The sequence below is a fragment of the Rathayibacter rathayi genome (genome assembly GCF_004011095.1).
Classification (GTDB): Bacteria; Actinomycetota; Actinomycetes; order Actinomycetales; family Microbacteriaceae; genus Rathayibacter; species Rathayibacter rathayi.
Map to the genome: position 1 here is coordinate 634,489 of NZ_CP028129.1, position 13,827 is coordinate 648,315.

Here is a 13,827-nt window from a genome sequence, read left to right on the forward strand (position 1 = left end):
CGCTCGTCGGCGAGTCGTACCACTCGACGGATACCCGGTCGGACGTCGCCGCTTCATGAATCGCGACGGCGATCGTCCGCTTTGCCTGCGCGATCGTCGCGCTGATCGGCGTTCTTCGCGGCCGGTTGTCGAGGCGCGGCGAGGGCCGGGATCAGGCCGAACGGGTCAGGCCTCCGGCAGCTCCAGCTGAGCGTCGAGCTCGTCAAGCCCGCCGATGCGCCGGACGTCGAGCGCCAGCGCTTCCGGAGGCAGCGTCCGGCCGTGCTCGGGGCCGCCGACGCGGTCGAGCCACACACCGCGCAGTCCCGCAGTGGCCGCTCCGATCGCGTCGGTGCCGAGCCGGTCGCCGACATAGAGCGCGTCGGCCGGAGCGACGCCGAACCGCTCGCACGCGGCCGCGAAGATCCGCGCATCCGGCTTGGCGACGCCGACGTCACCCGAGGCGATGACGTGCTCGATCCGATCGACGAGGCCCGTTCCCTCGATCTTGCCCAGCTGGAAGTCGAGCACGCCGTTGGTGATGATGCCGATGCGGATCTCGGCGGCGTTGAGCCGGTCGAGGACGGGCAGCGCGTCGTCGTGCAGGGTCCACGCCGCGACGTAGTGCGCCAGGTACCCGCGGAACCACGAGCTCGCCTCCTCCGGCGTCAGCGCGACTCCGACCGCCGCCGCGAAGGCCGTGGCGCGGGCACGGCGCTGGCCCTCGTAGTCGAGCTTGCCGGCGAGGTAGCGGTGGTAGTGCTCCTCCTCGAGCAGGTGCCAGCGGTGCTGCACATCGAGCGGATCCGCGTCATACGCCGCCCCGAGCGAGGCGGCGTACGCGACGATGCCCTCCCGGACGGCGCTGGCGTGGGCGAAAAGCGTGTCGTCGAGGTCGAAGAGCGCGAGCCGCAGCACGGCCGGCTCAGCGGACGCGCCGGAGGAAGCCGATGCGCTCGTAGACGCCGGCGAGCGTGCGCTCCGCGGTCTCGGAGGCGCGGTCGGCGGCACGGGAGAGGACGCGGTCGAGCTCGGCGGGATCGGCCAGCAGCTCGGCGGTCCGCGCGCGGATCGGGTCGAACCTCGCGGCGACCACCTCGACGAGCCCCTTTTTCAGGTCGCCGTAGCCCCGACCGGCGTACTCCTGCTCCAGCGAGTCGACGGAGCGGTCGGCGAGCACGGAGTAGATGGTCAGCAGGTTCGAGACACCGGGCTTCGCCGCGCGGTCGAAGCGCACCTCCGACTCGGTGTCCGTCACAGCGCGCATGATCTTCTTTGCCGTCACCTTCGGCTCGTCGAGCACGTTGAGCAGGCCGGCATCCGACTCCGCCGACTTCGACATCTTGGCGCCCGGGTTCTGCAGATCGAAGATTTTTGCGGTCTCGCGCGCGATGTGCGGCTCCGGAACCGTGAAGGTCTCGCCGAAACGCGAGTTGAAGCGCGCGGCGAGGTCGCGGGTAAGTTCCAGGTGCTGGCGCTGGTCCTCACCGACCGGCACGGCGTCGGTCTGGTACAGCAGGATGTCGGACGCCATTAGGACCGGGTAGGTGAACAGTCCCACCGAGGCGGCCTCGGTGCCCTGCTTCGCCGACTTGTCCTTGAACTGCGTCATCCGGCTCGCCTCACCGAACCCGGTCAGGGTGTTCAGGACCCAGGCGAGTTCGGCGTGCGCGGGCACATGCGACTGGATGAAGAGAGTGGAGCGTTCCGGATTGATGCCCGCGGCAATGTACTGCGCGGCGGTCGCGCGAGTGCGCTCGCGGAGCTGCTGCGGGTCCTGCGAAACCGTGATCGCGTGCAGATCGACGACGCAGAAGTACGCCTCGAAGTCTTCCTGCATCGCGACCCACTGCGTCAGCGCGCCGATGTAGTTGCCGAGGTGCAGCGAACCGGAGGAGGGCTGCATGCCGGAGAAGATGACGGGCGCGGCGCCCGGAGTGCTGGGGGTCATGATGGGCCTCGAAGGGTCGGAGTCGCGGAAGTCGGAGTCGCGGGGGCCGCGTGGAAGTCGGAGTCAGAGCGCGTAGTCGACGACCACGGGGGAGTGGTCGGACCAGCGGGTGTCGTACGCGTCGGCGCGGTCGACCTCGTAGCTGCGGGCGAGGGCGGCCAGCGCGGGGGTCGCGAGCTGGTAGTCCAGGCGCCAGCCGGTGTCGGTGTCGAACGCCTTACCGCGCTGCGACCACCAGGTGTACGGCCCGGGCACCTCGCCCGCGAACCGGCGGCCGAGGTCGATCCAACCCAGGCCGGCGCCCGCGTTGTAGTCGGGGTCGCCCTCCGCGCCGACGAAGCGGTCGAAGTAGGCCCGTTCCTCCGGGAGGAAGCCGGCCTTCTTGACGTTGCCTTTCCAGTTTTTGATGTCGAGCGTGCGGTGCCCGACGTTGAGGTCGCCCAGCACCACGGCGAGCTCGCTGTGCGCCTGGAGCTCGGGGAGGCGCGCCTGCATCGCGTCGAGGAAGCGGTACTTCTCGACCTGCTTGGGGGTGCCCACTTCGCCGGAGTGGACGTAGGTGGAGACGACCGTGATGGAGCGGTCGCCGACCTCGTAGTCAGCCTCGAGCCAACGCCCGGCCGAGTCGAAGTCGTCGGCGCCGAATGAGACCCGGTGAATGGTGGCGCGCTTGCGCGAGGCGAGAGCGACTCCCGCCCGGCCCTTGGCGGTCGCCTCGTCGTGCAGGACGTCCCACTCGTCGCCGAGCAGCCCGGTGAGGTCATCGGTGGAGGCACGGACCTCTTGCAGGGCCAGGATGTCGACGTCGCGGGCGGCCAGCCAATCGCCCATCCCCTTGCGGTACGCGGCGCGAACGCCATTCACGTTGACAGAGACGATGCGGAGGGTGCTGGTTGTCACCAGAGCATTCTACGGAAGGGGTACCGACGGTGACGGCCCGGTGGCGCTGCCCGGGGGTGGCGTCTCTCCCGCGCCCCGTGCGATGTGCAGGGGATGCGTGGGTCGGACGCCGTTCCGTCCGGCAAAATCGCCCACACTGCGCGGATCACCTGCTAATCGCACGGACGCCTGCAGATGACACGGACGCCTGCACATCGCACGGGCACCTGCCCATCGCACGCGCCGGGAACGCGGAAGCCGGCGCCCGCCCCGCGTGCCGCCTCCCACGGAGAGGGGAGGGGCACTGGGTGGCCGCCGGCGGGACCGCTCAGGACGCGGTCGGTGGGGATCAGACAGGGACGGTCTGCGCAGCCGCGGGCCCGGGCACCTCGGCGACCACGGCGGAGCGCGAGATGCTCTTCGCGATGATGACGCAGACGGCCGTGACGACCATGCCGACCAGGATGGCGACCAGGTAGAGGATCGGCTGCCCAACGAGCCCGGTGACCCAGACCCCGCCGTGCGGCGCCCGAAGGGTCGAACCGAACAGAGCGACGAGCGCGCCCGTGACGGCCGAGCCGACCATCGCCGAAGGGATCACTCGCAGCGGGTCGACCGCGGCGAACGGGATCGCTCCCTCCGAGATGAAGGACGCACCCAGGAGGTAGGCGGCCTTGCCGTTCTGGCGTTCGGCGTCGGTGAACAGGCGCTTGCGGAGCGACGTCGCTAAAGCGAGGCCCAGCGGCGGAGTCATTCCGGCGGCCATCACGATCGCCATCACCTTGAATTGCACCGAGTTCGGGTCGCCGTCGGCGGGGACGGAGGCGAGACCGGTGGTCGCGAAGGCGTATGCCACCTTGTTCACGGGGCCGCCCATATCGAACGCCATCATCAGGCCGAGGATGATCCCCAGGATGATCAGGTTGCCGCCGGACAGGCCCGAGAGCCACGCCGACAGCCCCTCGCTCAGTGCGCGCAGCGGCGCACCGAGCACCACGAACATCAAGAATCCGGTGATGAAGGTGGCGATGAGGGGGATGATCACGACGGGCATCAGCGACGTGAACGCCGCGGGGAGCTTGATCCGCGAGATGTAGAGGGCCGCGTAGCCGGCGATGAAGCCGGAGGCGAGGCCGCCGAGAAAGCCCGCGCCGACGGTGACCGCGACCGCACCACCGAGGAAGCCCGGCGCGATGCCGGGGCGGTCGGCGATGCCGAAGGCGATGAAGCCGGAGAGCACCGGGACCAGGAACGCGAAGGTCGCGCTTCCGATGAGGAACATCACTCCGGCCCAGTCGGTGATGTTCGCGACGGTGAAGCCCTCGTCGATGATCTGCTGGGCCGTGAAGTCCACGATCCGGTAGCCGCCGAAGAGGAACGACAGGGCGATCAGGAGACCGCCCGCCGCGACGAACGGGATCATGTACGACACGCCTGTCATCAGGTTCTGCCGGATGCGCGTGCCGACGCCGACCTTCTTCGAAGCGGCAGGGACCGCGGCCGGAGTCGATCGGGCGCCTGCCGAGCCGATGCGGCGCAGGGCCAGCGCGCGATCGAGCACCTCGTCCGGCTTGGAGAGCGCCTCGGCGACGCCCACCTGGAGGATCGGCTTGCCCGTGAAGCGGTCCTTGCCCCGGACTTCGAGGTCGGCGGCGAGGATGACGACGTCCGCGGCGGCGATGTCGGCCGCGGTCATCTCGTCCGAGCCGGCCGCGCCCTGCGTCTCGACGTTGATCGGATAGCCGCGCTTCTTCGCGGCCTGCTCCAGAGCCTCCGCCGCCATGTAGGTGTGCGCGATGCCGGCGATGCAGCTGGTTACGGCGACGAAGCGCGGTTCGGAGGCGGGGCTCGCGGCGGGTGCGTCCCGCACCTGTGCGGCGGCGCGGTCGATGACCTCGGTGGCCTTCGCGAGCGCCTCCGATGTACCTACTTCGAGTGTCGGTTTGCCGGCGAAGCGCTCTCTCCCGCGAACCTCGAGGTCGGCCGCGAGGATCACGACGTCGGCGTCGGCGATCGTCTGGTCGGTCATGGGGTCGGAGCCCGCAGCGCCCTGGGTCTCGACCTGGATCTCGTAGCCCTTCTTCTTCGCGGCCTGCTCGAGGGCCTCGGCCGCCATGTAGGTGTGCGCGATGCCGGCGATACAGCTCGTCACGGCGACGATCTTCACGAGACGACGACCTCTCGCGCGATGATGTCCGCGACCTCCTGGCCGCTGGCGGCGGCGCGGAGGGATCCGGTGAAGGACTCGTGGATCAGCTTGCGGGCGAGCTGGGCGAGGATCTTGAGGTGCGCCTGGTCGGCGCCGTCCGGAGCCGCGATCAGGAAGATCAGATCGGCCGGGCCGTCGGGGGCGCCGAAGTCGACGCCCTGCTTCGCGATGCCGACAGCGACACTGGGGGAGACGACGTGCGAGGAGCGGGCGTGGGGGATACCGATGCCGCCGGGCATGCCGGTGGCCATCTGGGATTCGCGGTCGCGAACGTCGGCGAGGAAGCCGTCGAGGTCGGTGACGCGGCCAGCGTCGGCAAGCGTCTTCGCGAGCTGCGCGGTGGCCTCGTCCTTCGTGGCGGCGGTGAGGTCGACGATGACCGTCGACGCCTCGGTGAGAGCAGTCATGCGCTCAGTTCTCCAATCGGGAGGGTGGGGTCGGGGTTCTCGATGACGGTGACGTCGTCGAGGTGAAGGGAGTCGGGCCCCGGGGCTTCACTGCCTGGGAGCTGAACGGCGGCGGTTCCCCACGCGACTGCTGTCGCGAGGCGCTCCGCCTCCGTGGCGTCGACCGCCGAGAGATAGCCGGCGAGCGTACTGTCGCCGGCGCCGACGGTGCTGAGGGGCACGACGGTGGGGGCGCCCGCCCACCACGACGCGCGCGCCGTGACAAGGAGGGCGCCGCGCTCTCCCAGGCTGACGAGTGCTCGCGCATTCGGCAGTCCCAAGAGTTCGCGGGCTCCGGTGACGACGTCTCCGACCGTCGTCAGAGTGCGGCCGAGGAGTTCCTCGAGCTCCTCGAGGTTGGGCTTGACCAGGGTGGCCGTGCCGGCCGCGATGATCGCGGTCAGCGGTGCCCCCGAGGTGTCGACGGCGAGGGGGACGTCGAAGTGCCGAGCGAGCCGGCCGAGGGCGGGATAGAAGTCCGTTCCCAGTCCCGGCGGGATGCTGCCGCAGGCGACGAGCCAGCGGGGTGCGGTCGAGACGTGGTCGGCGATCAGCGCGGAGAGGACTTGAGCCTCCTCCTCCGTGACCGTCGGCCCGGGCTCGTTGATCTTGGTGGTGCGGCCGGTGCGGTCGTCGACCACGGTGATGTTGGTGCGGATCGGGCGCCCGATCGCGGCGCTGGCCGAGCGCACTCCGGCGGCCTCCAGCATTGCGGACAGGTCGAGGCCGGTGGAGGCGTCCGCCGGATACACCGCGGTGGCGTCGACTCCATTGCGGGCGAGGGCGCGGGCGACATTGACGCCCTTGCCGGCCGGGTCGCGTCGTACGTCGTGCGCTCGATTGACCTCGCCGAGGGCGAAGTCGCTGGTCGAGAGGGTGACGTCGATGCTCGGGTTGGCGGTGACGGTGACGATCATGCGCGGACGACCTCCGGTCCGGCCGACTCGATGTCGTCGGCGAGCTGGTCGTCGACAGCGGTGTCGGTGATGACGGTGTCGACCGCGGACAGCGGAGCGACGTGCCCGAAGTCCTGTCGGCCGACCTTGGAGTGGTCGGCGAGAACCACGACCCGGCGCGCGGAGGCGATGATCGCGGACTTGACGACGGCCTCGGCGAGGTCGGGCGTGGTGAGCCCGCGCTCGAGGCTGAGGCCGTTCGTGCCGATGAAGGCGACGTCCACCGAGACCGAGGCGATGGCGTGCGCGGCCCACGGCCCCACGGCGGCCTGCGTCACTCCGCGCAGATGTCCGCCGATGAAATGGAGCTCGATGTTGGGCCGGCCGACGAGCGCCATCGCGACGGGGAGGGAATGGGTGACGACCGTCAGCCGGCGGTCCAGGGGGAGCAGCTCGGCCAGGCGCACCGTGGTGGTGCCGGCGTCGATCGCGATCGACCCGCCGTCGGGGACCTCGGCCAGCGCTGCGGTGGCGATCCGGTCCTTCTCGCCGGCGAGGTGTCCCTCGCGGGCGGCGACCTCGGGCTCGATGCCCAGGCGCTGGACCGGGATCGCGCCGCCGTGCGCGCGACGCAGAAGGCCGCGCTTCTCGAGGCTGGTGAGGTCTCGGCGGATGGTCTCTGGCGTCACAGCGAGAGAGAGGGCGAGGTCGCGGACCTCGACGCGCCCGTCGATGCGGGCGCGGTCCAGGATCGCCTGGTGCCGCTCCGGTGCGTACATGTGGACTCCGTCGTCTCGCCGTGGGTGCTGCGCCCGATCCGCGGTGTCGTTGCCGACCTCGGATCTGCGTTTTCTTCTTTTTAGCCCCGTTCGTCGAGGAAGTCAACAGAAACGGGCATTGCTGCCAGTCGCGAGGGCGAAATCCGTGCGCGACCGAGACGTCACGAGTCAGGCAGCGAGCTCCTCGAGCTCCTTGTCGAGCTGTGCGAGCTGGCGTTCGAGGCGGCGGCGCTTGAAGAGAGAGGCGTCCGGGAGCGCGGCGCTCAGACGCTCGCGTTCGGCCTCGGCGAGAGTGCGGCGGGCCGTGCGGAGCTGCTCCTCCCGCTCCTTCTCTCGCTCCTGCGGCGTTAGCTTCCGCGCGGAGATACCGGCGTCGCTCATCCCGACGGAGATCCACGATGCGGCGATCAGGATCACCTGGCAGACGAGGTTGAACCAGATCAGCAGGCCGATGAGCACGGCGAAGGAGGCGAGCAGCGGGTTGCGGGAGGCGCCGCCGAGCAGCTGCGTCCCGAGCACCTTGAGCGCTCCAAGCGCGATCCCGCCGAGCAGGGACCCCGCCCAGAGGTTCTTCCACGGGATCGAAATGCCGGAGAGGATGCGGAAGGAGCCGGCGAGGGTGCCGGTGTCGAGCGCGAGCATGATCAGCAGGCCGACCACGCTGCCGGCTACGCGCGCGAGCATCGAGTCGCTGCCGATCCCGAGGAAGTCGAACGCCACATCGACCAGCGACGTGGAGAACACCGAGAGACCCGCCGAGACCAGCAGCACCGCTCCGAAGACCAGCGCGAGCCCGGCATCCTTGAGTTTGAGCAGGACGAAGAGGGTGGTCGGCCCGGGGAGCGAGAACAGCAGGCGCACTGCCTGGCGCAGGCTCCCGAGGAAGTTGAGCGCCGTCCCGAGCAGGCCGGTCGCCGCGATCGCGCCGGTCCAGCCGAGGATCGAGGAGTCGAGCAGGTCCTCGACCGACACGAGGGCGTTCTTCCCGCCGATCAGCCCCGGGACCGATCGGGTGACCAGATCGAGCAGGGAGTCGCGCAGCACCGAATTGTCGCGCACCCAGAATCCGAAGACGGCGAAGAAGACGAACAGCGCCGCGAAGACCGCGAACAGCGCTTGAAAGGCGAGCCCGGAGGCGAAGAGCGGCCCGCCGGTCTCGGAGTAGTGCAGCATCACCCGCGCCGGCCGTGTCCGCATGACCCGCTCGACCAGTCCCGGGATCCCGCGGGGAGTGTCGGCCGCCTCGGTCATGCCTCCCAGCGTAGGACTGCGTGCCGTCTCCGAACGCATGCTCGGCTCGCGGGAACGCCTTCGGCTCGTCAGACCCCCATCGTCCGGCGAGCCGACCAGATTCTCGCGAGCCGAGGGGGAGGAGCGGCGGGTTCACCGTGGCCGTCCTCGCTCGAGGACTGCGCGGATGCTCGCGGGGTCGTGGGCCAGTGGTGCATCACGTCGGAGTAGGTCAGGCGGATCGTCGTGTAGCCCAGGGCCGCGGCGGCGCCGCGAGATGCCTCGTGAGTACGCCCCGGGGGTTGCGTACCCAACTGGCATCTCGCGGCGAGGGAGGGGGCTCGGGATAGGGGGGCAGGTCGGCGACGGATGCGAGGATGGCCGGGTGACCGCGCATCCCCGGCTCGACGAGCTCATCCGCACCGTCCATGTCCTCCGCGCCCCGGGCGGCTGCCCGTGGGACGCCGAGCAGACCCACGAGTCGCTCGTGCGCTACCTGATCGAGGAGTCGCACGAACTCGTCGACGCCATCGAGGCGGGCGATCGGGCCGATCTGATCGAGGAGCTCGGCGACGTGCTCTACCAGGTGCTCTTCCACGCCGACCTCGCCGCCGAGAGCGCGGAGCCCTTCACCATCGAGGACGTTGCGGCGCAGATGAACGCCAAGATGATCGGGCGCCACCCGCACGTCTTCGGCGACGCCACGGCCGAGACCGCCGACGACGTGATCGCCGTCTGGGACGACCTCAAGCGCACCGAGAAGCCGCACCGCACCAGCGTGCTCGACGGTATTCCGCAGGGGATGCCCGCCCTCGCGCTCGCCGACAAAGTGATCGGCAAGGCGACCAGCCTCGGTGTCGTGGACGCAGGCCAGGGCCCGCTGCCCATCGAGTCGGAGGAGGACCTCGGCCCGCTCCTGCTCGCGATCGTCGCCTCCGCCCGAGCGCAGGGGCTCGACGCGGAACGCGCGCTCCGCACGGCGACCCGGGACCTGCAGGACGAGATCCGCGCGGTCGAGCAGGAGCGTCGCGGGGAGTGACCGCGACGCAACGTCAGCTGAGAGGGCACTTCATCCACGATGGTGGATGAGACCTACTCTCAGCTGACGTTGTGTCGTCGGCCGACCCCGGCCGACCCCGGCCGATCTGGGAGAATCGCCGTCATGGCCTCCCCGATCACCCCGCCCCGTGGCATGCGCGATTTCCTCCCGGCAGACAAAGCGAAGCGCGAGCACGCGCTCGGCGTCATCCGCCGCGTGTACGCCGCCCACGGGTTCGACGAGATCGAGACGCCCGTGGTCGAGGATTTCGAGCGCCTGCACTCAGGACTCGGCGGCGACAACGAGAAGCTCGCCTTCAGCGTCCTGCGCCGCGGGCTCACCCGTGACGACCTCGCGGCCGCCGACGACGCCTCCGCCCTCGCCGACCTCGGCCTGCGCTTCGACCTCACCGTGCCGCTCGCCCGCTTCTACGCCTCGCACCGCGCCGAACTGCCGAGCGTCTTCCGCTCGGTGCAGATCGCTCCGGTGTGGCGGGCCGAGCGCCCGCAAAAGGGCCGGTACCGCCAGTTCGTCCAGTGCGACATCGACATCATCGGCGAGCCCGCGCAGCTGGCCGAGGTCGAACTGATCACCGCGACCGCGGCGGCGCTGGACACCCTGGGCCTGCGCGAGTGCACCATCCGGATCAACGACCGCCGGATCCTCACCGGCATCCTCGAGCACTGCGGTCTCGCTCCCGAGCGCTTCGGCCCGGCGCTGATCTCGATCGACAAGCTCGACAAGATCGGCGCCTCAGGAGTCGTCGCCGAACTCGAGGCTGACGGACCCGACGCGGCCGCGGTCCTCGGCGGCTACCTCGCGCGGATTGAGGAGGCGGTCGCGGCCGGGGGAGTGGCGCTCGAGCAGTCCGCGATCCTCGACGTCCTGCCCGAGGGCATCAATCCGGAGGCGGTGCTCGCGCTCGAGACGCTGGGCCGGTCACTGCGCTCGCTGCCCGGCGGCGTCTCACTCCGTTTCGATCCGACCCTCGTGCGCGGGATGGGCTACTACACGGGCACGATCTTCGAAATTGCGCACCCGTCCTCGGGGTCCTCGGTCGGCGGGGGCGGGCGCTACGACGGGATGATCGGCCGTTTCCTCGGGCAGGAGGTGCCGGCCTGCGGCTTCTCGATCGGTTTCGAGCGGATCGTCGAGCTGATCGGCGAGACCAAGTCCGAGCGCGCCGACGCCGTCGTCCTCGTGTACGAGCGCGATGCCGCGCCGGAGCTGTTGCTTGCGCTCAAGCAGGAGTTGATCGCCCAGGGCTCGCGGGTGCGCCTCGAGCGCCGGGCCAAGAATCTTACTCCGCTGCTCGACCGGGCCTCTGCCGCGGGCTTCACCCGTTTCGCTCTCGTCCCTCGGGATGCTGTATCCGCCGCGGACCTCTCTTTCAAGCAGCTCAGCTGAGCGAGGACGCGCCTCGGAGGATCGGTCGGCGGATGTGCCCGGTATGGTCGGATCGTTGGTAGATCAGTTCGACGCTTAATACCCGTGAAACCTGCGGACACACCTGAGAAATCTCCCGAGGATAGCGTCGAGGCACCCGATCGGCGCCGCTTGGCGCGCCTGCACGGGTACCCCGCCGCGATCCCGCACACCGTATCGCAGTAGCCCTGACGATCCCACCCGAGGAGTCCCCTTGACCCTGTCGCCCCTTCGCTCCCCCCGCGCTGTCGACCGCCGCAGCCTCCTCCGAATGGCGGGCGTCGCCGGACTCGCGATCGGCGGCGTGTCCGTGCTCGCCTCCTGCGCCTCCGACTCCTCCGGTGCTTCGGCCGCCGACGGAGGCGATCTCGGCACCCTCAAGGTCCAGCTGACCTGGATCAAGAACGAAGAGTTCGCGGGCGAGTTCTTCGCCGACTCAAAGGGCTACTTCACCGAGGCCGGCCTCTCGGGAGTGACGCTCACCCCCGGCCCCTCGACCGGTGTGGCCGAATTGCTCTCGGGCAACGCCGACGTCGCGCTGAGCGACGCAGTCTCGATCGGCACCGCGATCGCCAATCAGGAGGCACCGCTGAAGATCATCGGCGCGACCTACCAGAAGAACCCCTTCACGGTCCTCTCGATCAAGACCGCCGGCAACATCGCCACTCCGGCCGACCTCGCAGGCAAGAAAATCGGCGTGCAGGCCTCGAACACCTCCCTCTTCCAGGCGCTGCTCGCCGCGAACGGCCTCTCCGCGTCCGACCTCACGGTCGTCCCGGTCGAGTACGACCCCTCGGTCCTCGTCAACGGCACGGTCGACGGCTTCATCGCCTACCTGACCAACGAGGCGATCACCGTCGCCGCCGAGGGCTACGAGGTCGTCAACCTGCCCTTCGCCGACAACGGCCTCCCCTTCGTCGCCGAGACCTTCTCGGTGTCGGAGCAGGCGCTCGCCGAGAAGCGCGACGCGCTGAAAGCGTTCCTCGTCGCCGAGATCAAAGGCTGGACCGACGCGGTCAACGACCCGGAGGCAGGCGCGATGCTCGCCGTCGAGACCTACGGCAAGGACCTCGGCCTGGACGCGGAGTCCTCCAAGAAGGGCGCCACCATCCAGGCCCAGGAGCTGGTTGTCTCGGACGAGACGGCCTCGAACGGCCTGTTCACCATCTCCGACACGCTGCAGTCCGAGACCATCGCGTCCCTCGCGGGCGCCGGGATCAAGGTCACGGCCGAGGACCTCTTCGACCTGACTCTCCTCGGCGAGGTCTACGAGGAGAACCCCAAGCTGATGATGTACGCGGCCTCCTCCTGATCCCCGAAGGGCACCACTCGTGACCGACACGACCGACGCCGGCATTCTGCGAGAGCAGGGTGCCGGCGGCACCGGCATCCAGATCCACGGCCTGTCGAAGACGTTCCGGATGGGCTCGCGCAGCATCGCGGCGCTGCAGGACACGGACCTGCACACCGATCAGGGCAGCTTCCTCGCGCTCCTAGGCCCCTCGGGCTGCGGCAAGTCGACCATCCTGCGCATCCTCGCGGGTCTGGAGGAGCCGACAGCCGGCTCCATCCGGGTCGACGGCCGCACCCCGCAGGAGCTGCGCCGAGACAGCAAGCTCGGCATCGCCTTCCAGGACCACGCGCTTCTGCCGTGGCGCAGCGTGACGGCGAACATCCGCCTGCCGTTCGAGATCGCGGGCAAGCCGGTCGACCAGTCGGCCATCGACGAGCTGATCGACCTCGTCGGCCTCCGCGGCTTCGAGAAGGCCAAGCCGGCGCAGCTCTCTGGCGGCATGCGTCAGCGCGTGTCGATCGCGCGCTGCCTGATCCTTAAGCCCGAGGTGCTGCTGCTCGACGAGCCGTTCGGCGCCCTCGACGACATGACACGGCAAAAGCTCAACCTCGAGCTGCTGCGGATCTGGACCGAGAAGCCCGCCACGACGCTCCTCGTCACGCACGGTATCTCGGAGGCCATCTTCCTCTCGGACCGCGTCGCGGTGATGAGCCCTCGCCCCGGCCGGGTGAAGGAGATCATCGACATCGACCTGCCCCGCCCGCGCACGCCGGAGATGCAGCGCACCCCCGAGTTCCACGCCTACGTGGACCAGGCGTCGGAGCTGCTGTTCGGTGACGGCGGCGCGGCCGCGGACGACCGGTAGGACCACCGTGGCCACCATGCTCCCCGCCGCCTCGCGCCGCACCCTGTCCCTCCCTCCATGGCTCACCGGTCTGATCGGCGTGGCGGTGATCGTCGCCGTCTGGTGGATCGTGGCGCTGGTCACCGCGCCCACCGGCGCCGCGACCTACGCGCCCGTGCCCACTCCCGTGCAGGTCGTGCAGACCGCGATCGAGGACGGCGCCGGCTTCTACTGGCGCAACTTCTCGGTCACGATCGGCGAGGCCGCCGTCGGCTACTTCTGGGGCACCCTGATCGCGCTCGTGCTCTCGGCGCTGGTGCTTGTTCTGCCGTGGCTGGAGGGGGTGGTCTCGCAGCTCGCGGTCATCACCTACTGCGTGCCCATCGTGGCCATCGGCGCGATCGTGCTGCTGATCCTCGGCGGGGCGGATGCTCCTGGCAAGGCGAGCCCCACCGCGATCTTCCTGGCCGGCCTCTCCGTCTTCTTCACCACGGTCGTCGGCAGTCTGCTCGGTCTCAAGGCGGCCGACCGGGCGGCGCTGGACGTCGTCACGGTCTACGGAGGCTCGCGCTTCACCCAGCTGCGCAAGGTCCGCCTGATCGCGGCCCTGCCCAACATTCTGTCGGCGTTGCAGATCGCGGTGCCCGCGGCCTTCCTCGGCGCGATCCTCGGTGAGTACTTCGGCAAGATCGAGACAGGGGTGGGTCCGATCCTGGTCGCAGCGCAGGTCTCGCTGAACTCGCCCCGCGTCTGGGCGCTCTTCCTCCTTTGCGCGGGCGTCGCGCTCCTGGGCTACGGCATCGTCGGAGGGATCGGGCGCCTCGTCGCGCCCTGGTCCTCCGGAAAGCGGGAATGA

13 protein-coding genes are annotated in these 13,827 nt (G+C 69.8%); 5 read left to right on the plus strand and 8 right to left on the minus strand.

From position 1 onward, the window contains the following. Positions 1-165 precede the first annotated feature (165 nt). The 8 genes from C1O28_RS03220 to C1O28_RS03260 all read right to left on the minus strand — a co-directional run bounded on the left by C1O28_RS03220 (position 166) and on the right by C1O28_RS03260 (position 8,390). Positions 166-897: an HAD family hydrolase gene (locus tag C1O28_RS03220; RefSeq protein WP_181025744.1), complete on the minus strand. Its 732-nt coding sequence runs from the start codon at positions 895-897 to the stop codon at positions 166-168. A gap of 7 nt (positions 898-904) precedes the next feature. Next, entirely contained in the window at positions 905-1,930 is a 1,026-nt protein-coding gene (gene trpS, locus C1O28_RS03225) for a tryptophan--tRNA ligase (protein ID WP_097166618.1), read from the minus strand. A 63-nt stretch (positions 1,931-1,993) separates the two neighbouring features. Continuing rightward, on the minus strand, positions 1,994-2,830 hold the full coding sequence (locus C1O28_RS03230) for an exodeoxyribonuclease III (RefSeq protein ID WP_097166617.1): 837 nt from the start codon (positions 2,828-2,830) through the stop codon (positions 1,994-1,996). A gap of 328 nt (positions 2,831-3,158) precedes the next feature. Continuing rightward, entirely contained in the window at positions 3,159-4,976 is a 1,818-nt protein-coding gene (locus C1O28_RS03235) for a PTS fructose-like transporter subunit IIB (RefSeq protein ID WP_243392068.1), read from the minus strand. Then, positions 4,973-5,425, minus strand: a complete 453-nt coding sequence (locus tag C1O28_RS03245) for a PTS sugar transporter subunit IIA (protein WP_097166616.1) — start codon at positions 5,423-5,425, stop codon at positions 4,973-4,975. Before C1O28_RS03245 ends, C1O28_RS03235 begins: the two co-directional genes overlap by 4 nt. Continuing rightward, entirely contained in the window at positions 5,422-6,381 is a 960-nt protein-coding gene (locus C1O28_RS03250; RefSeq protein WP_097166615.1) for a 1-phosphofructokinase family hexose kinase, read from the minus strand. Before C1O28_RS03250 ends, C1O28_RS03245 begins: the two co-directional genes overlap by 4 nt. Next, entirely contained in the window at positions 6,378-7,139 is a 762-nt protein-coding gene (locus C1O28_RS03255) for a DeoR/GlpR family DNA-binding transcription regulator (protein WP_097166614.1), read from the minus strand. The genes C1O28_RS03250 and C1O28_RS03255 overlap by 4 nt, the downstream gene beginning before the upstream one ends. Before the next feature lie 168 nt (positions 7,140-7,307). Further along, positions 7,308-8,390: a YihY/virulence factor BrkB family protein gene (locus C1O28_RS03260; RefSeq protein ID WP_160487517.1), complete on the minus strand. Its 1,083-nt coding sequence runs from the start codon at positions 8,388-8,390 to the stop codon at positions 7,308-7,310. A 364-nt stretch (positions 8,391-8,754) separates the two neighbouring features. Between C1O28_RS03260 and C1O28_RS03265 the strand changes: the two genes are divergently transcribed. The 5 genes from C1O28_RS03265 (at position 8,755) to C1O28_RS03285 (ending at position 13,827) form a co-directional block, all read left to right on the plus strand. Further along, entirely contained in the window at positions 8,755-9,408 is a 654-nt protein-coding gene (locus C1O28_RS03265) for a nucleoside triphosphate pyrophosphohydrolase (RefSeq protein ID WP_104248685.1), read from the plus strand. Positions 9,409-9,531: 123 nt separating this feature from the next. Further along, positions 9,532-10,815, plus strand: a complete 1,284-nt coding sequence (hisS, locus tag C1O28_RS03270) for a histidine--tRNA ligase (protein ID WP_097166611.1) — start codon at positions 9,532-9,534, stop codon at positions 10,813-10,815. A gap of 232 nt (positions 10,816-11,047) precedes the next feature. Continuing rightward, the gene (locus C1O28_RS03275) at positions 11,048-12,145 is read left to right on the plus strand and encodes an ABC transporter substrate-binding protein (protein ID WP_237398032.1); all 1,098 of its coding nucleotides are present in this window, start codon (positions 11,048-11,050) and stop codon (positions 12,143-12,145) included. Between the two features lie 19 nt (positions 12,146-12,164). Then, a complete protein-coding gene (locus C1O28_RS03280; RefSeq protein ID WP_419866649.1) occupies positions 12,165-12,992 on the plus strand; it encodes an ABC transporter ATP-binding protein in 828 nt (275 codons plus the stop codon). Positions 12,993-13,008: 16 nt separating this feature from the next. Continuing rightward, complete coding sequence (locus tag C1O28_RS03285; RefSeq protein ID WP_097166709.1) at positions 13,009-13,827, plus strand: ABC transporter permease; 819 nt, start codon at positions 13,009-13,011, stop codon at positions 13,825-13,827.

Bases quoted from the DNA above. Each gene is read 5' to 3' on its own strand.
- C1O28_RS03260 (WP_160487517.1), bottom strand. From the start codon at position 8,390: ATGACCGAGGCGGCCGACACTCCCCGCGGGATCCCGGGACTGGTCGAG.
- trpS (WP_097166618.1), bottom strand. From the start codon at position 1,930: ATGACCCCCAGCACTCCGGGCGCCGCGCCCGTCATCTTCTCCGGCATG.
- hisS (WP_097166611.1), top strand. From the start codon at position 9,532: ATGGCCTCCCCGATCACCCCGCCCCGTGGCATGCGCGATTTCCTCCCG.
- C1O28_RS03255 (WP_097166614.1), bottom strand. From the start codon at position 7,139: ATGTACGCACCGGAGCGGCACCAGGCGATCCTGGACCGCGCCCGCATC.
- C1O28_RS03285 (WP_097166709.1), top strand. From the start codon at position 13,009: ATGCTCCCCGCCGCCTCGCGCCGCACCCTGTCCCTCCCTCCATGGCTC.
- C1O28_RS03245 (WP_097166616.1), bottom strand. From the start codon at position 5,425: ATGACTGCTCTCACCGAGGCGTCGACGGTCATCGTCGACCTCACCGCC.
- C1O28_RS03250 (WP_097166615.1), bottom strand. From the start codon at position 6,381: ATGATCGTCACCGTCACCGCCAACCCGAGCATCGACGTCACCCTCTCG.